We start from the raw sequence: 23,643 nt of genomic DNA, 5'->3' as shown, positions 1-23,643 counted from the left end.
GCAGGCGCATGGAACAGCTTTTTGGCGATCCGGCTTACAAGGGTTTCGTGCTGCAGGACAGAAAACGCCTGCCGTCGCGATTCTCGGCGCGCGTTTCCGGCGCTCTGACCAGCCGACTTCGCTAGGCCGTGTTCGCCGGTTAGCCGGCGCTAGTCCCTTCCCGTTTTCATATCGACGGATTTACGCACATGAGCGCACCGCGCACCCTCTACGACAAGATATTCGACGACCATGTCGTCGACCGCCAGGACGACGGCACCTGCCTGCTCTATATCGATCGTCACCTCGTCCATGAAGTGACCAGCCCGCAAGCTTTCGAAGGCCTGCGCATGACCGGTAGAAAGGTCCGCCATCCGGAAAAGACGTTGGCCGTGGTCGATCACAATGTATCGACCTCGCCCGAGCGCAAGTTCGGCATCAAGAACGAGGAAAGCCGCATCCAGGTCGAGGCGCTGGCCAAGAACGCCAAGGATTTTGGCGTCGAATATTATTCCGAGAAGGATATCCGCCAGGGCATCGTCCATATCATCGGTCCCGAGCAGGGCTTCACGCTGCCCGGCATGACCATCGTCTGCGGCGACAGCCACACCTCGACGCATGGCGCTTTCGGCGCATTGGCGCATGGCATCGGCACCTCGGAAGTCGAGCATGTGCTGGCCACGCAGACGCTGATCCAGCGCAAGGCCAAGAACATGCTGGTGCGCGTCGACGGCGTACTGCCGGAAGGCGTCACCGCCAAGGACATCATTTTGGCGATCATCGGCGAGATCGGCACTGCCGGCGGCACCGGCTACGTCATCGAATATGCCGGCGAAGCGATCCGCGCGCTGTCCATGGAAGGCCGCATGACCATCTGCAACATGTCGATCGAAGGCGGCGCCCGGGCCGGCCTGATCGCGCCTGACGAGACGACCTTCGCCTACGTCCAGGACAAGCCGCGCGCGCCGAAGGGCGAGGCGTGGGACGCCGCGCTCGCCTACTGGAAGACGCTGCAGTCCGACGAGGGCGCGCATTTCGACAAGGTGGTCGTGCTCGACGCGGCGAAATTGCCGCCGATCGTCTCCTGGGGCTCTTCGCCCGAAGACGTCGTCTCGGTCCAGGGCATCGTGCCGAACCCCGATGATATCGCTGACGAGAACAAGCGCACCTCCAAGCAGCGCGCGCTCGACTATATGGGCCTGAAGCCTGGTACGAAAATCACCGATATCGAACTCGACCGCGTCTTCATCGGCTCCTGCACCAACGGCCGCATCGAGGATTTGCGCGCCGCCGCCAAGGTGATCGAGGGCAGACAAGTCAATCCGCGGGTCAGTGCGATGATCGTGCCGGGCTCCGGTCTGGTCAAGGAGCAGGCCGAGGCCGAGGGTCTCGACAAGATCTTTGTCGCCGCCGGCTTCGACTGGCGTGAGCCGGGCTGCTCGATGTGCCTTGCCATGAATGACGATCGGCTGAAGCCGCATGAGCGCTGCGCCTCGACCTCGAATCGCAATTTCGAGGGCCGTCAGGGCTTCAAGGGCCGCACCCATCTGGTATCGCCGGCCATGGCGGCGGCGGCGGCGATCGCCGGCCATTTCGTCGACATCCGCGAGTGGAAATAACTCAGGGCTGCCACTGTCCGTATATGAATGCATGCCAGAGCCCGAACCGCGATGCGGTTCGGGCTCTTTTCACGCCGGGCGCCTGACGAGTTCATGGAATTGCTCACGCCGGCCGGGTTGCTCCGCGGCGACCACCAGCGCGAGCTGTCGTTCGTCGAACAGCTTGAACCACTCATCCCATTCAACCAGTTCGTAGCCGCCGGCGTTGGCCGGGCGTTCGGCCTGATCCTGGTCCTGATAGGCGTGCTGGCCGAAGACCAGCCTCAGCATGGCTTGCGTTCCCGTTTCGGGCGACACGTCTACGATTGCTGGAAACCCAGCGCGCGCCGCGGCCCATGAGCGAATTGCCTCGTGGTCGGTCAGCATGATCGTATCGGCCATGAAAGCGTCTCCTCTTGGCTGCTGCCGGAAAACGCCGGCCGCGGTTTCAAGTTCCGTGCAGCGGCCTCATCGCGTCGGTAGGCTTCCGCCCGGCGCGAGAGTAACCGCGAGCTTCGGCGTGGCGGCCCCCACCGGCGAGGCAGAGCTGGAGCCGCTTGATGCACCCGCGCCTACGAGGCGCTTTACAAAAGCCAAACGGAACAAGCCGTCCTATCAACGGTCGGCCTTATCAACAGTTGGAGGCGTGCTTGATGTGGAGCCGTCCAAAGCCGGATGATCATCAGACCCCACGTTAACGTCTTTTTCGCCCGTTCGTGATCTGCTGGCGCAGGGAGTGCGAAAGACCACATGGGCGGCGGCGCAGAGTTCATTCTTGCAATCAACTTGCTCGTCGCCGGCCTGCTGGCGGCTGCCTTCATGACCATCTCGTTCAACGATGCGGCGCGCGTGCCGGCGCGCTGTCTGGTCTTTGGTTATCTGCTCGGGATGGCCTATTTCGCCATCGAGTTCAGTATTCCGGTCTTCGACAATGCGCGACCCGCAGTCGTCGCGGGCTTCGCCGTTTTCCTTGGCGCGACCATCGCCTTCAATGGCGGGCTAGCCCATAAATACGGCCTGGCGCCGCCCTGGGCGCCGATGCTCGTCTTCCTGTTGGCGGCCACCGTGGCCGTGTATTTCGTGCAGGATCTGCCGCGCCAGTCACTTGCCCGCATGATGGCCTACCAGCTTCCCTATGCCGCCATGCAGTTCGTCGGCGTCGGCATCGTCTGGTCGTCCAGGCAAAGACGCGACTGGCTCGACCATGCGCTGATGGCCGTACTGGCGGCCAGCGCCCTGCAATTCGTGAGCAAGCCGTTCATCGCCCATGCATTGGGCGGCTGGGGAGCCAGTCCGCAGGCCTATCTGCAGAGCAACTACGCTCTGGTGTCGCAATCGCTCGGCACGGTCTTCGCCATGACAATCGCGCTTCTCATCCTGATCATTCTGGTCCGCGACGTGCTCGCCGAAGCGACGTCGAAGTCGGAGACGGACACGCTATCACGGTTGCTCAACCGAGGCGGCTTCGAGCGTCATGCCGAGCTCGCCATGCGCGACGCCGTGCGCAGGGGTATTCCGGTCGCCCTGGTCATCGCCGACCTTGATCATTTCAAGAGCATCAACGACAGTTTCGGCCACGCATCCGGCGACCGGGTCATCGAGGCCTTTGCCGGCTTCCTGCGTGATGCGGCCGCCGAGCATCACGTCGCCGGCCGCATCGGTGGTGAGGAATTCGCCATCATTCTGCCGGGAACCAACCTCGCCGCCGCGCGGCTCTTCGCCGAAGGCACGCGCAGCGCTTTCGGGGCGTTGCCGATCGACTGTCTGCCGGCGGACCATCGTTGCACCGCCAGCTTCGGCGTTGCCGAGCTCCACCCGACTGAGGATTTTTCCGACCTGCTGCGGCGCGTCGACGAAGCGCTCTATCAAGCGAAAGGCAGCGGACGCAATTGCGTGCGGATCTCGATAGGATCTATCGCCGCCCGGCAGCCGGCTGTCGCCAATGCCGGGCCGAAGATCAGCGGCAGGGGCTAAGCTCTGGCATCTCACCGTCGGAGAGCCCGTACATATAGCTGCGGCCCTTCACGAAAACCGGCGCCCTGTAGCAGTCGCGGCTGCTGACATCGTCGGGTTCGTCTTGATAGACGATTTTGGGCTGGCCGGCGCCGGCGTAATCCGACAATTCCTTGGCCAATTTGCCCTCGCCAACGAGGATGCGCTTACAGCCGGCGGCGCTCTCGATGACGAGATTGCCGAAGGAATCGGCATAGACGCGGTCGCGCGTCCCGGCGCGTGACGGTGCTGCGAAGCCGATGGCCACCGCCATCAGGACGGCCATCAAGACGGCCGCCGCAAGGCGCGATCTGCCTGAATTCGAACGCATGGCGTCCCCTTTTGTCAGAGGCTGAGTCTTGCTCGAATCATAAATTAACCTTTTCTTAACCTTTGTTAAGAGGCCAGCCCTGCTCGCCGCCAGGTCTCGGCAAACATGGTTAATATCCGCGCGGCCATCTTTCGGCCATGCTTGCCCCCACCATCGCAGCCGGCGCCGAGCATCGAGCGATCCTGGCAAGCATCGCGGCTGGATTGACGCGCGGGAGGCAGCATATGGCGTTAGGCCGGACGTTTCGGGTGACGCTTGCGGTTTGTCCATTGCTGACCACTTTCGCCTGCGTGTCGCATACCAATGCGCCGGCCGCCGCGACCGATTCACCGCAGCCGCGCACCGCAACCTACACTTGCGCCGATGGCGCCAGGATCACCATCGAAAACCTCGGCACTTCGGTGCGGGTGCTTGGCCCGGACGGCGCCAGCGAGGATCTGCCGGCTTCGCCAGCCAATCAAAGCAGCCGCTTCGGCGCGGCGCATGACGCAATCGTGATCGACGGGCGCGACGCGCTGGTGATGAAGAGCGGGAAGACGCCGCTCACCTGCACCCGCTGAGCGGTGTGCTGATATTGAGGTGAGGCCGGCCTGCAAATGGTGGATGCCTGCGCTTAGCTACAGCGCCGTGCGCCCTCTTGGGCGCGCAAAGGACGCTGTGGGTAGAACTTTGATTGCGCATAACCCGTGAGGTCATGCGCGGGCTCACGTACCCGAAAGTACGCTCCGCTCCGGTTCTCGGCATCCATCATTTTCGGCGCGGCCTGACCTGAATCTCAGCCCACCGGGGCGCCAAACCGGACAAATATACCGCACTGCAGCGAACATTGCGCCGGCTTTGGGTCGCCCCCTAATCGATTGAAGCGAAACCGGGCCATTTTGTCAGACTAAATTACGTTTTCGAACGATTTTCCGGCTTTGACGCGGTGCAAAAAGAGCATTAGAAACCGGGCTGTCCAAAGTCGCAACCGGGAGCGGTAATGCCGCATTTCCACCTGGGGCTCCAGAGACGCCGAACTGGGGGAGCCATGAGCAAATCACCAGCCACCCGCGAATTTGCCAGACGTGAACGGCCGCTTTCGCCGCATCTGACCGTCTATCGACCGCCGATCACGATGACGATGTCGATCATCCATCGCGTCACCGGCGGGGCACTTTATTTCGGCACGCTGCTGGTGGCGCTGTGGCTGATGGCGGCGGCGAGCTCGCAATCCACCTTCGATGCCGTCAACTGGGCCTTCGGCTCGTGGCTGGGGCGGCTGGTGCTGTTGTTCTATACCTGGGCGCTGATGCACCACATGCTGGGCGGCGTGCGCCATCTGATCTGGGACACCGGGGCCGGTCTTGAAAAGGACACCGCCTCCAGGGTCGCCTGGGCGACGCTGGCCGGCTCGATTGTGCTGACGCTGCTGATCTGGATCGCCGGCTATATGGCGCGGGGAGCCTGAGCGTGAGCCACCACAACACCGACATGCGCACGCCGCTGGCCAAGGTCCGCGGCCTCGGCTCCGCCCGCGAGGGCACGGAGCATTTCTGGCGCCAGCGCCTGACGGCGATCGCCAACATTCCGCTGATCCTGTTCTTCGTCGGCTTTCTGATCGCGCTGAACGGCGCCGGCTATGCGCAAGTGCGTGCCGCACTTGCCAACCCGTTCGTGGCGCTGGTCCTGGCCCTGGTGCTGTTCTCCGGGCTCTACCATATGCGGCTCGGCATGCAGGCGATCATCGAGGACTATGTGCATGGCGAGGGCATGAGGCTGGCGCTGCTCGCCCTCAACACATTCTTTCCCGTAGTGGTCGGCGTCGCCTCGATCTTTGCCCTGCTCAAACTGGCACTTGGAGGCTGAGATCTTGGCCAAGGACCCGAACAACGCCAACACGGCGCCCGCCTACAGCTATGTCGACCACAAATTCGACGTGGTGGTGGTCGGCGCCGGCGGAGCCGGCCTGCGCGCCACGCTTGGCATGGCCGAACAGGGCCTGCGCACTGCCTGCATCACCAAGGTTTTCCCGACGCGGTCGCACACTGTCGCCGCTCAGGGCGGCATCGCCGCCTCGCTGTCCAACATGGGCCCCGATTCCTGGCAGTGGCACATGTACGACACAGTGAAAGGATCGGACTGGCTCGGCGACGTCGACGCCATGGAATATCTGGTGCGCGAAGCGCCCGCCGCCGTCTATGAGCTTGAGCATTACGGTGTGCCGTTCTCGCGCACCGAAGAGGGCAAGATCTACCAGCGGCCGTTCGGCGGCCATATGATGAATTTCGGCGACGGCCCGCCGGTGCAGCGCACCTGTGCGGCCGCCGACCGCACCGGCCACGCCATCCTGCACACGCTCTACGGCCAGTCGCTGAAGAACAACGCGCAGTTCTTCATCGAGTATTTCGCGCTCGACCTGATCATGGAGCCGGACGGCACCTGCACCGGCGTCGTCGCCTGGAACCTCGATGACGGCACCATCCACCGTTTTTCGGCAAAAACAGTGGTGCTGGCGACCGGCGGCTATGGCCGCGCCTATTTCTCGGCGACCTCGGCGCACACCTGCACCGGCGACGGCGGCGGCATGGCGGCGCGGGCCGGGCTGCCGCTGCAGGACATGGAGTTCGTGCAGTTCCACCCGACCGGCATCTACGGCGCCGGCTGCCTGATCACCGAGGGCGCGCGCGGCGAGGGCGGCTATCTCGTCAACTCCGAGGGCGAGCGCTTCATGGAACGCTACGCGCCATCGGCCAAGGACCTTGCCTCGCGCGACGTGGTCTCGCGCTGCATGACGCTGGAGATCCGCGAGGGACGCGGCGTCGGCAAGAACAAGGACCATATTTTTCTCCACCTCGACCACCTCGATCCAGCCGTTTTGCACGAGCGGCTTCCGGGGATTTCGGAGTCGGCAAAAATCTTTGCCGGCGTCGATCTGACCAAGGAGCCGATCCCGGTGCTGCCGACGGTCCACTACAATATGGGCGGCGTGCCGACCAATTACTGGGGCGAGGTGCTCAACCCGAGCGCCTTGAACCCGGACCAGGTGTCGCCCGGGCTGATGGCGGTCGGCGAAGCCGGCTGCGCCTCCGTCCATGGCGCCAACCGGCTGGGCTCCAACTCGCTGATCGATCTGGTGGTGTTCGGCCGTGCGGCCGCGATCAGGGCTGGCCAGGTGATCGACCGCAACGCGGCGATCCCGTCGCCCAACGAAGCCTCGGTCGAGAAGACCATGGACCGCTTCGACCGGCTGCGCCACGCCAACGGCTCGACGCCGACGGCGGTATTGCGTGAAAGGATGCAGAAGGCGATGCAGGACGATGCGGCGGTGTTCCGCACGCAGGAATCGCTGCAAAGCGGCTGCAAGCGCATTTCGCAGATCTGGGGCGAGCTCAACGACGTAAAAGTGTTCGACCGCTCGATGATCTGGAACTCCGACCTGGTCGAGACGCTGGAGCTGGAAAACCTGATGGCCAACGCCATCACCACGGTCTACGCCGCCGAGGCGCGCAAGGAGAGCCGTGGCGCGCATGCGCGGGAAGATTTTTCGGCGCGCGACGACGCCAACTGGCGCAAGCACACGCTGGCCCGGCTCAGCGAGGCCGGCGAGGTGTCGCTCAGCTATCGGCCGGTGCACACCGAGCCGCTGCTTAGGGAACCAGACGGCGGCATCAACCTGGCCAAAATCGCGCCCAAGGCCAGGGTGTATTGATGATGGCCGCCGTGAACGGGGCTTGGTCCAGGCTGAAGCTCGTCATCCGAAAGGACCAGAGATAATGGTCGAACTCACCCTTCCGAAAAACTCGAAGATCAAGGCCGGAAAAACCTGGCCGAAGCCAGAGGGTGCGACCAATCTGCGGGAGTACCGCATCTACCGCTGGTCGCCGGACGATGACGAGAACCCGCGCATGGACACCTATTTCGTCGACATGGACGATTGCGGGCCGATGGTGCTCGACGCGCTCCTCTACATCAAGAACAAGATCGACCCGACGCTGACGCTGCGCCGCTCCTGCCGCGAGGGCATTTGCGGCTCCTGCGCGATGAATATCGACGGTTCCAACACGCTCGCCTGCACCAAGGGCTGCGACGACATTTCCGGCGCGATCAAGGTCTACCCGCTGCCGCATATGCCGGTGGTCAAGGACCTGGTGCCCGACCTGACCAATTTCTACGCCCAGCACGCCTCGATCGAGCCATGGCTGAAGACGGTCTCGCCCGAGCCGGCCAAGGAATGGCTGCAGAGCCATGAGGACCGCGAAAAGCTCGACGGGCTCTATGAATGCATCCTGTGCGCCTGCTGCTCGACCTCATGTCCGAGCTATTGGTGGAACGGCGACCGCTATCTCGGCCCGGCGACGCTGTTGCAGGCCTATCGCTGGCTGATCGATTCCCGGGACGAGGCCAAGGGCGAACGGCTCGACAACCTCGAAGACCCGTTCCGGCTCTATCGCTGCCACACCATCATGAACTGCGCCCAGACCTGCCCCAAGGGGCTCAACCCGGCCAAGGCGATCGCCGAGATCAAGAAGATGATGGTGGAGAGAAGGGTTTAGCCTTTGGCGGTTTCCGCTTCGCTCGGCTGTCGATCCCGTCTACTTCAAAAGGGATAGCCGACCTATGACCGATACCGAACTCCCCATCCTTTCTCCTGTCGAAGCGCGCGTGCTCGGTTGCCTGATCGAAAAGAAGGAGCTGACGCCCGACATCTACCCGCTGACGCTCAATGCGGCACTTGCCGCCGCCAACCAGAAGACGGCGCGCGAGCCGGTGATGTCGGTCGAGCTTGTCGAGGTCAGACGAGCGCTTGGCCAACTCGAGCACAAGGGGCTGGTCAGGCAGGTCTTTGCCTCGCGCGTCGAGCGCTACGAGCATGTCGTCGCGCAGCGCTTTTCGCTGACCTCAGCGCAGATCGCGCTGCTCGGGCTGCTGTTGCTGCGCGGTCCGCAGACCGCCTATGAATTGCTGGCGCGAGCTGAGCGCATGGCGCGCCTGCCCTCCATCGACGAGCTTCGCAGCAATCTCGACCTGTTGATCGGCCGCAAGCCGCCGCTCGTTCAGCAGATCGACCGTGGTCCCGGCCAGCGTGAGGATCGCTATGTGCATCTCTTGGGCGGGCCTGTGCAGACGCCGGTAATGGCTGCAACGCCCCTGCAAGCACCGGCCTCGGATCTCGAAGCGCGCGTGCAGGCGCTCGAGGAGGAGGTCGCACAGCTGCGCGCACGCATCGACGCGCTGACCGGCGACGGACGATAGCGAATTTTCGAGAGGACAGCGCCCCCTCCAGGAATCCTGTTCGCTGCCACTCTCGATCGGTTGGCGCTGCCCCTCACCCGCCTGCCGGCGACCTCTCCCCGTATAGTGACGGGGTGAGGGACGCTCATCGACGTTTTCGCCAGTTATAAGCATTTTCAAGAAGGGTGCCGCGGTGGCGGCCGGCTTTTTCTCCCCGTCGCTATACGGGGAGAAATGCCCGGCAGGGCAATGAGGGGCGGAGCCGGCTTCAACAATGATGACTTCCAGCACCGGCTGGAATTGGTACACGTGAAAGCTCTCTCAGCCGAGCTTGGCGTCGAGCGACACTTTTATGGCGCCGAGCGCCTTCGACACCGGGCATTCGGCCTTGGCCTTTTCGGCGAGCTCCTGGAACTTCGCGGCATCGATGCCGGGCACCTTGCCGACCAGCGTGAGCGCGCTGCCGGTGATGCCGGTGCCTGGAACCAGCGTCACCACCGCCTTGGCGTCGAGTTCGATGGCGGGAGTGCCATTTTCGGCCAGGAAATGCGAAAGCTGCATGGCGTAGCAGCCGGCATGCGCGGCGGCGATGAGTTCCTCCGGATTGGTGCCGGCCTTGCCGCTTTCATCCTCGAACCGCGCCTTGAACGAGTAGGGCGTGCCTTTCAGGGCCCCGCTCTGCGTGGCAAGCGTGCCGTTGCCCTCTTTCAGATTGCCTTGCCAGACGGCGTTTGCGGTGCGGTCCATGAAGTCCTCCTTGATTGTGGTGGCTGAGCCGTGATCGGCGTCTGGTCGACTATAGCGCGCGCGGGCACGAAGGCCACCTGTGCTTTCGCGCCAATGGCGACGCGTTAAAAAAATCTGCCTGCAAAAATGTCGACTTCCATCTGCCTCGGCCGTCCTGCGGGCGGCCACGGGTTTCGTGGCCGAATGGAGGACACCATGAATAATCTGTTTTCTGCTCACTGGGGACACGCCGGCCGAAAGGCGGCCGAACAGGAAGCCGACTGGTTGGATCGGCAACCTTGCGGGTTCGGTCGACTGCTTGTGGCGGTCGCCGTGATAGGGGTTGCGGTATCCCTTCTCGATCATGCGGCGGTCAAAAGCCCGGCTGAGACCTTGGCTGCCAACGGTTCGTCACAACAAGGAAGATGAGAGATGAAATATGTTTGCCTGGTCTATGGTGGGGAAAAAGACCTTTATGCAATGAGTCCGGAGAGGCTGGCCAAGCTCGACGCCGACTCGCTGGCCTATGACAAATCGATAGAGCAAAGCGGTCGGCTGATCATCGCGCAGGCGCTGCAATCGGTAAAAACCTCGAAAACCGTGCGCCGGCGCAAGGGCAAGCGGCTGATCACCGATGGTCCCTTCGCCGAGACCAAGGAGCAATTGCTCGGCTTTGTCATGATCGAGGCCGGGGATATCGACGAGGCGCTGGAGATTGCCGGCGGCATTCCGCTGGCCGAAATCGGCACGGTCGAGGTCAGGGCGATCTACAACGTGCCGGAATCCTAGAGATTATGCCGTTTGCGTCCGGCGGAATCAATTTCTTCGGCGGGCGCAACTTTTGCGTGTTGAAGCGCGGCAGCACTTCTCCTATCGTCGCTGGCGTTGGGGGATTTTGGGCATGCATATACTGAGTGCTGCAATTGGGCTGTTGGGAGTGGCGGCGTTCTGGTGGTATCGGATGAAGGCCATGAACGATGCGGCGCGCGAGGTCGCGGACGTCGTCGGGCGTGTGCAAGGCAATATTCGGCGCAAGAGACTGCGCAAGCAGGCGGCGCTCTCACCGCTGACGGCGATCGACGACCCGGTCGTGGCGGCCGCGACGCTGATCACCGCCATCATTTCCGAGAACGGCCCTGTCCTGCCGCAGCGCGAAGCCGTGATTCGGTCGGTGATTTCGGAGATTGCGGACGACAAGAAGACCGATGAGGCCGTGGTCTACGCCAAATGGGCGGCGTCACAGATCGACGATGCCACGATCGTCATCGACAAACTGGCGCCGTTTCTGCGCGAACGTCTGGATGTGACTGAGCGAAACGATTTGTTGCAGATGGTGGACCGTGCGGCGCAGGCTGGTGAGCAACCCCTAAAAATATCCGACCAGAGGATACTGCGGCTGCGCCAGAAACTCGGCTTCGAGGTCAATTAAAGGTGTGCTGATATTCAGGTGATGCCGGCCTGCGAACGGTGACCTCCTGCGCTTACTACAGCGCCGCGCGCCTTATTGGGCGCGCAAAGGACGCTGTTGAACTCTGATTTTGCGTGGGCTCACGTACGAAAAGTACGCTCCACTCCAGTTCTCGGAATCCGCCATTCTCGGCTCGGCCTGACCTGCCCCCCAACACACCCTGGCATGCCCGTGAGACGGGTTCAGATCGCCTCGCCCTTGAGCAGTTTCGGCGTGTCGCCGGACAGACCGGACGCCTGGCGGATGAAGAAATCCTTCAGCCGCGGCATGCGTTCGACGACGCCGAGGCCGATGTCGCGGACGGCGCGCAACGGGCCGATGTCGTTGGAAAACAGCCGGTTGAGGACATCGGTGGTGATGCCCATCTGCAGCGTGTCGAAGCGCCGCCACTGCTGGTAGCGTTCGAGCACATCGAGCGCGCCGACGTCCTGGCCGAGCCGGTTGGCCTCGACCACCACTTCGGCCAATGCCGCGACATCCTTGAAACCGAGATTGAGGCCCTGGCCGGCGATCGGGTGGATGCCGTGGGCGGCGTCGCCGGCGAGCGCAATGCGCGGCGCGACGAAGTCGCGGGCGATGGTCAGGCCGAGCGGCCAGGCGCGCGGCCGGTCGGCGACGCGAATTTCGCCGAGCTTCAGGCCAAACCGCTGTTCCAGCTCGTGCTCGAAGACGAGGTCATCGCCGTCGACCAGTTTTTCGGCATCTTCCGACCGCTCGACCCAGACGATCGACGAGCGGTGGGTGCCGTCCTTGTCCGGCTTGAGCGGCAGCGTAGCGAACGGGCCAGCTGGCAGAAAATGCTCTTCGGCGCGGCCATTATGCGGCCGTTCATGCGCGACGGTGCAGACGATGCCGGACTGGCCGTACTCCCATTTCACCGTCTTGATGCCGGCCATGTCGCGCAGCTTCGAGTTGACGCCGTCGGCGGCGATCAGCAGCCGCGCCTTCAGCGTCGCGCCGTCGGCAAGATGCACGGTGATGCCGGCGCCGTTGACGTCGAAGGCGCTGACGGCGACGCCTTCGATGATGTCGATGCCGAGTGCTTCAGCGCGCCGGCGCAAGGCGCCGTTCAAATCCCTGTTGGCGACCATATGCGCAAACGCTTCGCCGGGTGCGACCTCGCCATCGAAGGTGAGAAACACCGGGCGCAGCGGATCGGACGTTCGCGAATCGGTGACGATCATTTCGGTGATCGCCTGCGCCTCTGGTGCGATTTCGGCCCAGACGCCGAGCTGGTCGAGCATGCGGCAAGCGGCAGCGGCGATCGCCGAGGCGCGGCCGTCCTTTTGCCAGACGCCGGCGGGCGCGGCATCGACGACAGCGACCGCCAGGCTCGGTCGCGCCTGTTTCAGCGATACGGCGGCGGCGAGGCCGACATAGCCGGCGCCGGCGACCAGAATGTCGAGCGCAGTTCGGTTTTTTGCATCCGCCTTGCCGTCGACCATGGCAAATTCCTTTCCGGCCAAAATCCTTCCGGCCCTTGACTGCCCGTCGTTCCTGTCGGAAACCGCCATAACACTTTTGCGGCTTCTGAAGTTCGCTTCGAGCGAAATATCGAATTCAGGCGAACTTCGGAATCAAATCGACACGAGGGCGCGAAACATGACGGCGGCCATGGACGAGCTTCTCGGCATTCTCGACCTCGAGCAGCTGGAACACAACCTATACCGTGGTCGCAGCCCCAAACTCGACTGGCAGCGTGTCTTCGGCGGCCAGACCATCGCCCAAGCGCTGGTCGCCGCCCAGCGAACGGTCGAGCCCGAACGCCACGTCCATTCGCTGCACGGCTATTTCATGCGGCCGGGCGACACCAAGGTGCCGATCATCTACCAGGTCGACCGCATCCGCGACGGCGGCTCCTTCACCACGCGGCGCGTCGTGGCGGTCCAGCACGGCCAGGCGATCTTTTCGCTGGAAGCCTCGTTCCAGCAGGACGAGATCGGTCTCGAGCACCAGGTGCCGATGCCGCTGGACGTGCCGGCGCCCGATACATTGCTGTCGCAGCGCGAATTGATCGGCAAGTTCGGCGCGGCCGTGCCCGACGGCATCAGGCGCTACTGGGAGCGTGACCGGCCGATCGAGATGAAGCCGGTGATGCTGGAGCATTACACCAGCCGGGAGAAGCTGGAGCCGAAGCAGAACATCTGGATCCGCACGACCGGCCCGGTTCCGGGCGATCGCGCCACGCAGGCGGCCGTGCTTGCCTATCTTTCCGATATGACGCTGCTCGATACCTCGACCTTTGCGCATGGCCGCGCCATCTTCGATAGCGACATCCAGGCGGCGAGCCTCGATCACGCGATGTGGTTCCATCGCAGCCATCCACTCGACGACTGGATGCTCTACACGCAGGACAGCCCGTCGACGCAAGGGTCGCGGGGGTTCACTCGCGGGTCACTGTTTGCCCGCGACGGCACGTTGATCGCCTCGGTTGCCCAGGAAGGCCTGATCAGGCTGAAGCGGCCGCCCGCGGAATAGGCAATTTTGCAAAATTGCCTACTTTTTTATCAACTGCGCTGCCGCGACTATGAACAGTCAGCCGACAAACCTTCCCCAAGTCGTTATTTAACAGCAGCTTAACCCCCTGCTTCGGCAACTGGCACGGAGCTTGAATTCTAGCGGGCACTCTCCGGCTCTCATGGGGATCGGCGAAGTCGTGCAAACGCGGGGGACCCGCAACATTAAAGGGTGAAACCTTATGAAAATCGTGATGGCAATCATCAAGCCGTTCAAGCTCGACGAGGTGCGCGAAGCGCTCACCGCGGTCGGCATCCAGGGCCTGACCGTCACCGAAGTCAAAGGCTACGGGCGTCAGAAGGGACACACGGAAATCTATCGCGGGGCGGAATACGCGGTCAGCTTCCTGCCGAAGATCAAGATCGAAGTCGCGGTTGGCCTGGACATGGTCGACAGGGCCGTCGAAGCCATCACTGCGGCGGCCAAGACCGGTCAGATCGGCGACGGCAAAATCTTCGTTTTCGGCATCGACCAGGCGGTGCGCATTCGCACGGGCGAAACAGACACCGACGCGCTTTGAGCTGCGGACACGTATTCCAATGGAGAGTTCAATGAATATTCCTTCTACTTTGAAGTCGGCGGCGCGCACCGCGCTGCTGGGCTCACTCGCTATCGCAGCACTGGGCACGGTCGCCGCATTCGCACAGGAAGCGGCGCCGGCCGCACCGGCCGCCCCAGCAGCGCCGGCCTTTACCGTCGACAAGGGCGACACGACGTGGATGATGATTTCCACCATCCTGGTGCTGTTGATGACCATTCCCGGCCTTGCCCTTTTCTACGGCGGCCTGGTTCGCGCCAAGAATATGCTGTCGGTGCTGATGCAGGTCTTCACCATCACCAGCGTGGTCATGATCGTCTGGGTTTTCTACGGCTACAGCCTTGCCTTCACCCCCGGCAATGCCTTCGTCGGCGGCCTTTCCAAGATGTTTCTCGCCGGCGTCGACGTGACGACGGTGTCGGAAACCTTCACCAAGGGCGTCGCCATTCCTGAGCTGGTGTTCGTCATCTTCCAGATGAGCTTCGCCTGCATCACGCCCGCCCTGATCGTCGGCGCCTTCGCCGAACGCGTCAAGTTTTCGGCCGTGATCCTTTTCACCATCCTGTGGGTCACATTCGTCTACTTCCCGATCGCGCATATGGTCTGGTTCTGGGGCGGCCCGAGTGCTTACAGCGACCCGTCGGGGCTCATCTTCGGCTTCGGCGCCATCGACTTCGCCGGCGGCACCGTCGTTCACATCAATGCGGGCATCGCCGGCCTTGTCGGCGCGCTGATGATCGGCAAGCGCATCGGCTACAACAAGGACGTCATGGCGCCGCATTCGATGACGTTGACCATGGTCGGCGCGTCGCTGCTGTGGGTCGGCTGGTTCGGCTTCAATGCCGGTTCGAACCTCGAAGCCAACGCCTATGCGGTGCTGGCCATGGTCAACACCTTCGTTGCCACGGCGGCTGCGGCAGTGACCTGGATCGTGCTTGAAACGCTGCTGCGCGGCAAAGCCTCCATGCTTGGCGCGGTTTCGGGCGCTGTTACCGGCCTTGTCGCCGTCACGCCCGCCGCCGGCTTTGGCGGACCGATGGGCGTCATCGTGCTAGGCATCGTCGCCAGCTGCGTCTGCTATTTCTTCGTCTCGGTCGTGAAGAACAAGTTCGGCTACGACGACAGCCTCGATGTCTTCGGCATCCACTGCATCGGCGGCATCATCGGCGCGCTCGGCACCGGCATCCTGGTCAACCCCGCTCTCGGCGGCGCCGGCATCGTCGATTATTCGACAGCAGACTTCGCCGCCGGCTATGCCGGCACGGCGACCCAGCTGTGGTCGCAGTTCAAGGGGGTCCTGGTAACCGTCCTGTGGTCGGGCATCGGCAGCGCCATCCTCTACAAGATCGTCGATATGATCGTAGGCCTGCGTCCGACAGCCGATGCAGAGCGCGAAGGGCTCGACCTCACCGCGCATGGCGAAGCGGCGTATCACCCGTAAGCCTGGTCACCTGTGAGTCTGGTCTGGGGCGGCCTCGGCCGCCCTGCATCCTTCCCTCCCGTCGTGACGCTCCCGAAAAGGGCTCACGCATTGAGGCCCGGACCGGTTCCGGGCCTCTTTTTCGTGTGCGACGCCCGGTTGCAGTCCAGGCTCGGTCACAATCGCTTGATCGGGCGCTTGATCGATCTTGGCCATGAAACATCGGCCGCGCTGGTCCGAACTGTGGTGGCGATCGTCGTTTGGGCGCTCGTGAAAACAACAGGGAAGGAAACCAGTCATGAACATCAGGGACATCTGCCTTGGAGCGCTCGCTCTTTCCATGGTCAGCGGAGCGGCATTTGCCGGCGCTCTCGACTCGCCCGACAACATGGCGCCGTTCTACGCCGACTCCAGCATGAAGACGATGCAGCCGATGGCGGAGTTCAAGACGACCTTCATGTCGAGGCCGAAGGAAAAGCAGGAAGCAATGAAGAAAGAATGCAACGACGCGGCGATGAGCAAGCCGTATGCCGAGTTCTGTGCGAACGTGCAGGCGCTCGGCGGCGCCAACTAGCGCATGATCCCGAACGCATGACCCCCGAACCTGGGTTCGGAAAGGATCATGCTCCAATAAAATTCGTGTTGGAGCGGCCGTCCGACAGGACGTGCGGGCGTCTATGGTCTGGCGATCAGGCTGAGCCCCTGATCGACCTGCCGAACCAAAATGATGGCGGGCCAGCGTGCCCGCCATTTGTGTGACCGTTTTCCATTCGGGGAGCGCCGGCATCCACCCATGGTTAATGCGGCCTTAACCTTCCCGCCGATAGTCTGGCATCCGAATCTGCCGGAGTGCGTCATGCGTCCGGCCAGTCCATGACAGACGGGGATTGACGAATGCGTTCAGGGGCTTCAGCACCGCTTGCGCTGGCCGATACGGGGCACGGCATCCGGGCGTTCGCGCGGCGTCAGGTCGGCCGGCTGGTCGGTGCCGGCCTGTTTGCGCTGGTCGCCTTCGGCGTCGCCAGCCTCGCCACCTGGAACGTCGCCGACCCGAGCTTCTCCCACGCCACCGACAACATCGTCACCAACGCCATGGGCTATGTGGGCGCTGTCTTCTCCGACCTTGCCATGCAGTTCTTCGGCCTTGCTGCGGTCGCGGCGCTGGTGCCGGCGGTGGTCTGGGGATTTCTGCTGTTTTCGGCGCGCGGCGTCGACAGGCTGCCGAAGCGCGGGCTCGCCTGGTTCGGCTACGCGGTGCTTGCCGCGGCCATGGCCGGCTGCGTGGTGCCGCCCAAGACCTGGCCGCTGCCGACCGGTCTCGGCGGCGTGTTCGGCGACATGGTGCTCAATATTCCCGGTCTCGTCGTCGGCGGCTATCCGACCGGTCTCGTCGCCAGCGTGCTCGCCGTGCTTCTGGCCGCGCCGGCACTGTGGCTGTTTGCCTACGGCTCGGCGCTGATTGCACGCAAGAACGGTTTCGCCGTCCTGGAGCAACCGGCTGGACCCGATCCGAGGGATCAGGACGATCTGCTTTTCGACAATGATGAGGACGAGGGCGACGAGGGCATTCTGGCGCTTGGCGCGATCACGCATTGGTGGCTGTCGTTGCGGGCCTACCTCCGCCGCCGCGCCGCTCGCCGCCGCGAGCGCGACGATTTCGAACCGGAGATCGAGCCGCGCGCCAGCGCCTGGCGGCGCGCTGCCGAACGGGTCGAATCGGCCGAATTCGCCGAATCGCGGGTGAGCGCCGATGGCCGCGCCCGCGTCGAGCCGGAATTCTTCGCCGCAATGGTCAACGACCGCAGTGCCTCGCTTGATCCCGACGACGCCGATGTCTTCGACGATGACGATGACATGGATTTTGCGCCGGAGGCCGCGGGCCAGCGCAGCGCTGCGCCCAATGCGAAGGTGCAGCCGTTCCGCTCCGATGCGGCCACACGCGTCGCGGCGCCGGCGCCCCGACCGGTTCCGGGCGCTCGCGTCCAGCGCGAAGCTCAGACCTCGCTGATCGGCTCCGAACAATTCGAAATGCCGTCGCTGCATTTCCTGTCCGAACCGAAGAACGTCGTGCGCGACGCCAGCCTGTCCAAGGACGCGCTCGAGCAGAATGCCCGTCTGCTCGAAGGCGTGCTGGAGGATTTCGGCGTCAAGGGCGAGATCATCCATGTCCGCCCCGGCCCGGTCGTCACGCTCTACGAGCTGGAGCCGGCGCCCGGCATCAAATCGTCGCGGGTCATCGGCCTGTCTGACGACATCGCCCGCTCGATGAGCGCGATCGCCTGCCGCGTCGCCGTGGTGCCGGGCCGCAACGCCATTGGCATCGAGCTGCCGAACGCCAAGCGCGAGACTGTCTATCTCCGGGAAATCATGGCCAGCCGCGATTTCGAGACCACCAAGGCCAAGCTGGCGCTGGCGCTCGGCAAGACCATAAATGGCGAGGCGGTCATCGTCGACATCGCCAAGATGCCGCACGTGCTGGTCGCCGGCACCACCGGCTCGGGCAAGTCGGTCGCCATCAACACCATGATCCTGTCGCTGCTTTACCGACTGACGCCGCAGGACTGCCGGCTGATCATGATCGACCCGAAAATGCTCGAGCTCTCGGTCTATGACGGCATCCCGCATCTTTTGACGCCTGTCGTCACCGATCCGAAGAAGGCGGTGGTGGCGCTGAAATGGACTGTGCGCGAGATGGAGGACCGCTACCGCAAAATGTCCAAGGTCGGCGTCCGCAACATCGACGGTTTCAACGCGCGGGTGCAGCAGGCCGAGAAGAAAGGCGAGAAGATCTCGCGCACCGTGCAGACCGGCTTCGACCGGCAGACCGGCGAAGCGGTCTACGAGACGGAAAACCTCGATCTCGAGCCAATGCCCTACATCGTCGTCATCATCGACGAGATGGCCGATTTGATGATGGTCGCCGGCAAGGACATCGAAGGCGCGGTGCAGCGCCTGGCGCAGATGGCGCGCGCTGCCGGCATCCACGTCATCATGGCGACGCAGCGGCCGTCGGTCGACGTCATCACCGGCACGATCAAGGCCAACTTCCCGACCCGCATTTCCTTCCAGGTGACGTCGAAGATCGACAGCCGCACCATTCTGGGCGAGCAAGGCGCCGAACAGCTGCTTGGCATGGGCGACATGCTCTACATGGCCGGCGGCGGCCGCATCCAGCGCGTGCACGGTCCCTTCGTTTCCGATGACGAGGTCGAGAAGATCGTCGCGCATCTGAAGCTGCAGGGCGTGCCGGAATATCTCGATGCCATTACCGAGGATGACGACGAGGACGACGACGAGCCGTCGGGCAAGGGTGGCTCGGGCGGTGGCGGCGGCAATTTCGAGGATTCCGACGATCCTTACGACCAGGCGGTTGCGGTGGTGCTGCGTGACGGCAAAGCCTCGACCAGCTACATCCAGCGCCGGCTCGGCATCGGCTACAACCGCGCCGCCTCGATCATCGAGAAAATGGAGAAGGAAGGCATTGTCGGCCCGGCCAACCATGCCGGAAAACGCGAGATTCTGGTGCCGACGGAGGACGACAAGTTCTGATCCGCCCGGCACGAACCGATAGGATTTTCGCGGCTGCAATCTGACGGCAGCAACTTTGAACCTTCTGGCGCGTTTGCAACGACCAAGCGCTGTTCGGCCGCCAAACTTAAGCCCAACTGGGGGGCCAAACACTGCGACAACAGATAAACCAGACGAGAGTAACCGGCATGAAAAACTCTTCTTTCGCCACGATCAGCGATTTTGCCCCGACCCGCCGCCAACTGCTTGGCCTCGGCTTAGTCCTGGCAGGTGCCGCGGCCATCAATGTCGTGCCCGGGGTCCAATTGCTGGCGTCGGCGCAAGCGGCGGTGCCAGCCACCGCGCAGAAGATCGCCGACCATTTTTCCTCAGTCAAATCGATGGCCGGCGAATTCGTGCAGTTCGGACCCAAGGGCGAGCAGACCGGCGGCAAGTTCTTTCTGGAACGGCCGGGCAAGATACGCTTCAACTATGATGGGACGTCGAATTTCCGGGTGATTTCCGACGGCAAGTCGGTGGTCATCCTCAACAAGCGGCTGAAAACGTCCGATCTCTACCCACTGTCGAAAACGCCGCTCAAGCTGCTGCTCGACACCAAGATCGACCTCTCCGGCGGCCGCGTCAAAAGCGTCAAGGAAGAGAACGACGTCACCACCATCCAACTCGCCGACAAATCGGTGTTCGGCAGTTCGAAGATCACCATGATGTTCGATCCGAAAACCTACGAATTGCGCCAGTGGACGATCACCGACGCGCAAGGCAAGGACACGACGGTGATGATCTTCAACGTCAGGGAAGGCGTAAGCTTCGCCCCCGACACCTTTGCCATCGACTACACGGCGAACCGCGAGCTGAACACCAAGTCGCGGTAGCTTTCCATCGCTGCCGGAAGGTTTCCAGGCGTTGGTGCTGCCCCTCACCTGCCTGCCGGCATCCTCTTCCCGTATAGTGACGGGGAGAGGAGTTCCTTCATCCATGATTTCGCCAATTGTCAGCGTAGCAAAACGAGCGCCAAGGGTGCGGTCAGCCACTTCTCCCCGTCACTATACGGGGAGAAGTGCCCGGCAGGGCGATGAGGGGCGGCGGCGAGGTCGACCATGACATCAACAGGTCCGGCCAGGCGCCCGGCTTGTTTTTGCAGCGTATGGCTGGCAGTAGTTTCCGGAACTGCCTTGCCAAAAAGGCACCAGCCCGTCGGAGCCATCCCGGTTCCTGCGGTCCCGTGCTATCCCGGACTCACCGCATGCCCTTTTCCATCGCCACCTGGAACATCAATTCCGTCCGCCTGCGCATGCCGCTCGTCGAACGCCTGCTTATCGAACAGGCACCGGACGTGCTCTGCCTGCAGGAAACCAAAGTTCCCGACGAACTGTTTCCCGAGAAGGCGTTTCGCAAGCTCGGCTATCAGCACATCGCCTTCCACGGCCAGAAGGGCTATCACGGCGTGGCGACGGTGGCGCGCCGGCCGATCGCGATTGTCGAAAAGCGCCGCTTCTGCGAGATCGAGGACTGCCGGCATCTGTCGGTCACCGTGCGGGCCGGCGGCAAGGCGATCTTGCTGCACAATTTCTATGTGCCGGCCGGCGGCGACGAGCCCGATCCGGAGATCAACCGCAAGTTCAGGCACAAGCTGGATTTCGTCGCCGAAATGAACGCCATCCGTGCCGAGCACGACGAAGTGTCCGGCTCGATTCTGGTCGGCGACCTCAACATCGCGCCGCTCGAGCACGATGTCTGGTCGCACAAGCAGCTCCTGAAAGTGGTCAGCCATACGCCGGTCGAGACGGAAAGTTTCGAGGCGATGCGGCTCGCCGGCGACTGGGTCGACTTGATGCGGCTCAACGTGCCTTATGAGCAGAAGCTCTACACCTGGTGGAGCTATCGCGCGCAGGATTGGGAGGCGTCGGATCGCGGCCGGCGGCTCGACCATGTCTGGTCGTCGCCAAACCTGGTGACGAGCTTTGCCGGCTACGAGATCCTGCGGCCGGCGCGCGGCTGGCAACGGCCTTCGGACCATGTGCCGGTCATAGCGCGGTTCGACCTGGATTAGGTGTATCGATATTCAGATGAGGCCGGCCTGCGAACGCTGGTTTCCTGCGCTTCCGGTGCTCACGTACCCAAAAGTACGCTCCGCTCCGGTTCTCGCATCCCACCATTCTGGTCGCTTCGCGCCCGTCTTCGACTCCGGCTCGGCCTGATCTGAATCTCGATACACCTAAGCCTTCCCGCCCTGATCCGGGCTCAGTTCTCGAAACGCGGCGCCAGTTCCTCGATGCGGCGGATCATTGCCAGAAAATCCTCGGAGATGCGCTGGTGCAGGTGGACCGCGATATCGGGATATTCCTCCAGGATGCGGTGGAACATCTTGCGGCTGAGCCGCAGCACTTCCGAATCGATCTCGGCGGATGCGCTGGTCAGCCGGTTGGTGTCGGCGATCAGCGCCAGTTCGCTCAGCATCGTACCGGGGCCGGCCGTGCCTATCGGGACGCGGGCGCCATCCTGCTCGCGATACAGCACGATGCGCCCGCTGACCACGATATAGGCGCAATCGGCCTCGTCGTCCTCGCGGTAAAGCTTGTGGTCGGCCTGCAGCCTGGTGGTTTCCGCGCCAAAGGCGAGCAGACGCAGCTGTTCCTCCGTGAAGCTCTCGAAGAGCCTCACGGCGGACAGGATGCGGATGTCGTCATCCAACGCCATCTAGCTGTGTCCCCGAACGGCCAGTCCAATCCCTCCCTTGGAGCGCCGAGCCTCCCTTTGGACGCGCAAAGGACGCTCTAAACGCCTTGAAATCGACGCACCGTGCTTTCCAAAATCGATCCCGATTTTTGGGCCGATGGGTCAGCGAGCTCGATCCAGAACCACCTCCAGTCTCAGGATCGTACCCGAAAGCGGCCCCTGCCCCGACCGCCGATTGAATGATTAAATGTTTAAGGAACCAGCTTGTAGCCGCCACTTTCTGTCACAAGAATTTCTGCGTTGGAAGGATCGCGCTCGATCTTCTGGCGCAGCCGATAGACATGGGTCTCCAGCGTGTGCGTGGTGACGCCGGAATTGTAGCCCCACACTTCCTCGAGCAGCACGTCGCGCGTCACCACCTTCTGGTCGGCGCGATAGAGATACTTGATGATCGAGGCTTCTTTTTCGGTCAGCCGCACCTTGGCGCCGCGCTGGTCGATCAGAAGCTTCTGGCTAGGCTTGAAAGTGTAGGGGCCGACCGAAAAAGTGGCGTCTTCGCTCTGCTCATGCTGGCGAAGCTGGGCACGGATGCGGGCCAGGAGAACCGCGAAGCGGAACGGCTTGACCACATAGTCGTTGGCGCCGGCTTCGAGGCCGAGAATCGTGTCGGAATCGGTGTCGTGTCCCGTCAGCATGATGATAGGCGACTTGTAGCCGCCCTTGCGCAGTATCTTCACCGCCTCGCGGCCATCCATGTCGGGGAGGCCGACATCCATGATGAGCAGATCGATGACGCCGCCGCGGGCCGTGGCAATGCCTTTGGCGGCGGTTGATTCCTGCAGGACGTCGAATTCTTCATAGAGAGACAATTGCTCGACGAGCGTGCCGCGCAGGTCGTCATCGTCATCGACGATCAGAATGGTGCGTGAAGTCATGGATCAATCCGTTGTTTTGAAAAGAAAATTCAGTTGACCGCTGCCTGTTTATGCGGAAGCTGACCGGCACAACAGCCGATCACAATGATTTGTTCCGTGGCACGATCATACAAGAAAAAACGCGCGTGCAATGAGGCGAGCGCATTTTTGCGAAAAGAGCTTCGTGTTCTCACGGTGCGCACCAGGCCCGGTCACCCCGGCCAGGGGCTCCTGCAGGCTGGCAAACTGGTGTTTTCCTGTGCGCTGGGGCGCGGCGGCATATCGGCCGGCAAGCGCGAAGGCGATGGCGCCACGCCGCTTGGGTCGATGCGGATACTGTCAGGATATTTCCGTAACGATCGTTTTCCCGGCGGCCGCAAAACCCGGCTGGCGATGGCGCCGATCGGTCGCGATCTCGGCTGGTGCGAAGTGCCTGAGGACCGCAACTACAACCGTCCGGTCAAGATCCCCTATGGCGCCAGCCACGAGCGGATGCTGCGCGCCGACCGGCTTTATGACGCCTGCCTGGTGCTCGACTGGAACATTTCGCCGCGTCGCCGCGGACGCGGCAGCGCGATCTTCTTTCATTTGGCGCGCCCCGACTTCACGCCGACGCAAGGCTGCGTCGCAGTGACGGCACGCACGATGGCTCGGCTGTTGCCGCTGCTGTCGGACCGCTCGGTGATGAGGGTGGTGAGGTAGGGAGTAGGGGAATAGGGGAATAGGGGAATAGGGCAGTAGGGCA

25 protein-coding genes are annotated in these 23,643 nt (G+C 63.0%); 19 read left to right on the top strand and 6 right to left on the bottom strand.

Annotation, left to right across the window (positions count from 1 at the left end):
* The first annotated feature begins 188 nt into the window (after window positions 1-188).
* Window positions 189-1,598, top strand: a complete 1,410-nt coding sequence (gene leuC, locus NMG70_RS29705) for a 3-isopropylmalate dehydratase large subunit (RefSeq protein ID WP_254027778.1) — start codon at window positions 189-191, stop codon at window positions 1,596-1,598.
* Between the two features lie 69 nt (window positions 1,599-1,667).
* Here leuC and NMG70_RS29700 read toward each other — a convergent pair whose 3' ends face one another.
* Window positions 1,668-1,979: a hypothetical protein gene (locus NMG70_RS29700; RefSeq protein WP_254027777.1), complete on the bottom strand. Its 312-nt coding sequence runs from the start codon at window positions 1,977-1,979 to the stop codon at window positions 1,668-1,670.
* 348 nt (window positions 1,980-2,327) lie between these two features.
* Here NMG70_RS29700 and NMG70_RS29695 point away from each other — a divergent pair, with 348 nt between their 5' ends.
* The gene (locus tag NMG70_RS29695) at window positions 2,328-3,551 is read left to right on the top strand and encodes a GGDEF domain-containing protein (protein WP_254027776.1); all 1,224 of its coding nucleotides are present in this window, start codon (window positions 2,328-2,330) and stop codon (window positions 3,549-3,551) included.
* On the opposite strand, the gene NMG70_RS29690 is transcribed toward NMG70_RS29695, so the two are convergent.
* Complete coding sequence (locus NMG70_RS29690) at window positions 3,535-3,900, bottom strand: hypothetical protein (protein ID WP_254027775.1); 366 nt, start codon at window positions 3,898-3,900, stop codon at window positions 3,535-3,537. The genes NMG70_RS29695 and NMG70_RS29690 overlap by 17 nt on opposite strands.
* Window positions 3,901-4,124: 224 nt before the next feature.
* Here NMG70_RS29690 and NMG70_RS29685 point away from each other — a divergent pair, with 224 nt between their 5' ends.
* From NMG70_RS29685 to NMG70_RS29660, 6 genes are all read left to right on the top strand, one after another.
* Entirely contained in the window at window positions 4,125-4,460 is a 336-nt protein-coding gene (locus NMG70_RS29685; protein WP_254027774.1) for a hypothetical protein, read from the top strand.
* Between the two features lie 467 nt (window positions 4,461-4,927).
* Complete coding sequence (sdhC, locus tag NMG70_RS29680; protein WP_236378865.1) at window positions 4,928-5,347, top strand: succinate dehydrogenase, cytochrome b556 subunit; 420 nt, start codon at window positions 4,928-4,930, stop codon at window positions 5,345-5,347.
* A 23-nt stretch (window positions 5,348-5,370) separates the two neighbouring features.
* The gene (sdhD, locus tag NMG70_RS29675; RefSeq protein WP_436798489.1) at window positions 5,371-5,745 is read left to right on the top strand and encodes a succinate dehydrogenase, hydrophobic membrane anchor protein; all 375 of its coding nucleotides are present in this window, start codon (window positions 5,371-5,373) and stop codon (window positions 5,743-5,745) included.
* A gap of 4 nt (window positions 5,746-5,749) precedes the next feature.
* Complete coding sequence (gene sdhA, locus NMG70_RS29670) at window positions 5,750-7,588, top strand: succinate dehydrogenase flavoprotein subunit (RefSeq protein ID WP_254027772.1); 1,839 nt, start codon at window positions 5,750-5,752, stop codon at window positions 7,586-7,588.
* Between the two features lie 64 nt (window positions 7,589-7,652).
* Entirely contained in the window at window positions 7,653-8,432 is a 780-nt protein-coding gene (locus tag NMG70_RS29665; protein ID WP_023800578.1) for a succinate dehydrogenase iron-sulfur subunit, read from the top strand.
* A gap of 64 nt (window positions 8,433-8,496) precedes the next feature.
* The gene (locus tag NMG70_RS29660; RefSeq protein WP_254027771.1) at window positions 8,497-9,132 is read left to right on the top strand and encodes a YceH family protein; all 636 of its coding nucleotides are present in this window, start codon (window positions 8,497-8,499) and stop codon (window positions 9,130-9,132) included.
* 300 nt (window positions 9,133-9,432) lie between these two features.
* Here the strand turns inward: NMG70_RS29660 and NMG70_RS29655 are convergent, their stop codons facing one another.
* The gene (locus NMG70_RS29655; protein ID WP_254027770.1) at window positions 9,433-9,858 is read right to left on the bottom strand and encodes an OsmC family protein; all 426 of its coding nucleotides are present in this window, start codon (window positions 9,856-9,858) and stop codon (window positions 9,433-9,435) included.
* Between the two features lie 195 nt (window positions 9,859-10,053).
* Between NMG70_RS29655 and NMG70_RS29650 the strand changes: the two genes are divergently transcribed.
* The 3 genes from NMG70_RS29650 to NMG70_RS29640 all read left to right on the top strand — a co-directional run bounded on the left by NMG70_RS29650 (window position 10,054) and on the right by NMG70_RS29640 (window position 11,266).
* Complete coding sequence (locus NMG70_RS29650; protein WP_254027769.1) at window positions 10,054-10,266, top strand: hypothetical protein; 213 nt, start codon at window positions 10,054-10,056, stop codon at window positions 10,264-10,266.
* A 3-nt stretch (window positions 10,267-10,269) separates the two neighbouring features.
* The gene (locus NMG70_RS29645) at window positions 10,270-10,626 is read left to right on the top strand and encodes a YciI family protein (protein WP_254027768.1); all 357 of its coding nucleotides are present in this window, start codon (window positions 10,270-10,272) and stop codon (window positions 10,624-10,626) included.
* A gap of 112 nt (window positions 10,627-10,738) precedes the next feature.
* Window positions 10,739-11,266, top strand: coding sequence for a hypothetical protein (locus NMG70_RS29640; RefSeq protein ID WP_367185625.1), 528 nt, complete (start codon window positions 10,739-10,741; stop codon window positions 11,264-11,266).
* A 221-nt stretch (window positions 11,267-11,487) separates the two neighbouring features.
* Here NMG70_RS29640 and NMG70_RS29635 read toward each other — a convergent pair whose 3' ends face one another.
* Complete coding sequence (locus tag NMG70_RS29635) at window positions 11,488-12,750, bottom strand: ubiquinone biosynthesis hydroxylase (RefSeq protein ID WP_254027766.1); 1,263 nt, start codon at window positions 12,748-12,750, stop codon at window positions 11,488-11,490.
* Between the two features lie 157 nt (window positions 12,751-12,907).
* On the opposite strand from NMG70_RS29635, the gene tesB reads away from it, so the two are divergent.
* The 7 genes from tesB to NMG70_RS29600 all read left to right on the top strand — a co-directional run bounded on the left by tesB (window position 12,908) and on the right by NMG70_RS29600 (window position 21,358).
* Complete coding sequence (tesB, locus tag NMG70_RS29630; protein WP_254027765.1) at window positions 12,908-13,783, top strand: acyl-CoA thioesterase II; 876 nt, start codon at window positions 12,908-12,910, stop codon at window positions 13,781-13,783.
* A gap of 220 nt (window positions 13,784-14,003) precedes the next feature.
* Complete coding sequence (locus NMG70_RS29625) at window positions 14,004-14,342, top strand: P-II family nitrogen regulator (RefSeq protein ID WP_254027764.1); 339 nt, start codon at window positions 14,004-14,006, stop codon at window positions 14,340-14,342.
* 31 nt (window positions 14,343-14,373) lie between these two features.
* Complete coding sequence (locus tag NMG70_RS29620) at window positions 14,374-15,801, top strand: ammonium transporter (RefSeq protein WP_254022546.1); 1,428 nt, start codon at window positions 14,374-14,376, stop codon at window positions 15,799-15,801.
* 277 nt (window positions 15,802-16,078) lie between these two features.
* The gene (locus NMG70_RS29615) at window positions 16,079-16,354 is read left to right on the top strand and encodes a hypothetical protein (RefSeq protein WP_254027763.1); all 276 of its coding nucleotides are present in this window, start codon (window positions 16,079-16,081) and stop codon (window positions 16,352-16,354) included.
* Window positions 16,355-16,674: 320 nt separating this feature from the next.
* Window positions 16,675-19,329: an FtsK/SpoIIIE family DNA translocase gene (locus tag NMG70_RS29610; RefSeq protein ID WP_254027762.1), complete on the top strand. Its 2,655-nt coding sequence runs from the start codon at window positions 16,675-16,677 to the stop codon at window positions 19,327-19,329.
* Window positions 19,330-19,496: 167 nt separating this feature from the next.
* Window positions 19,497-20,180 carry an outer-membrane lipoprotein carrier protein LolA gene (locus NMG70_RS29605; RefSeq protein ID WP_254027761.1) on the top strand — a complete coding sequence of 228 codons (684 nt, stop codon included), beginning with the start codon at window positions 19,497-19,499 and terminating at the stop codon, window positions 20,178-20,180.
* A 371-nt stretch (window positions 20,181-20,551) separates the two neighbouring features.
* Window positions 20,552-21,358: an exodeoxyribonuclease III gene (locus NMG70_RS29600; RefSeq protein WP_254027760.1), complete on the top strand. Its 807-nt coding sequence runs from the start codon at window positions 20,552-20,554 to the stop codon at window positions 21,356-21,358.
* A 191-nt stretch (window positions 21,359-21,549) separates the two neighbouring features.
* On the opposite strand, the gene NMG70_RS29595 is transcribed toward NMG70_RS29600, so the two are convergent.
* Complete coding sequence (locus NMG70_RS29595) at window positions 21,550-22,005, bottom strand: cyclic nucleotide-binding domain-containing protein (RefSeq protein ID WP_254027759.1); 456 nt, start codon at window positions 22,003-22,005, stop codon at window positions 21,550-21,552.
* Between the two features lie 230 nt (window positions 22,006-22,235).
* Window positions 22,236-22,919, bottom strand: a complete 684-nt coding sequence (locus NMG70_RS29590) for a response regulator transcription factor (protein WP_254027758.1) — start codon at window positions 22,917-22,919, stop codon at window positions 22,236-22,238.
* 84 nt (window positions 22,920-23,003) lie between these two features.
* Here NMG70_RS29590 and NMG70_RS29585 point away from each other — a divergent pair, with 84 nt between their 5' ends.
* Window positions 23,004-23,600, top strand: coding sequence for a L,D-transpeptidase family protein (locus NMG70_RS29585; RefSeq protein WP_254027757.1), 597 nt, complete (start codon window positions 23,004-23,006; stop codon window positions 23,598-23,600).
* Window positions 23,601-23,643 lie beyond the last annotated feature (43 nt).

This window comes from Mesorhizobium ventifaucium (assembly GCF_935822925.1).
Classification (GTDB): domain Bacteria; phylum Pseudomonadota; class Alphaproteobacteria; order Rhizobiales; family Rhizobiaceae; genus Mesorhizobium; species Mesorhizobium ventifaucium.
Note: the sequence above shows the minus strand (reverse complement) of the source record. Positions and strands in the feature narration are given on the sequence as shown.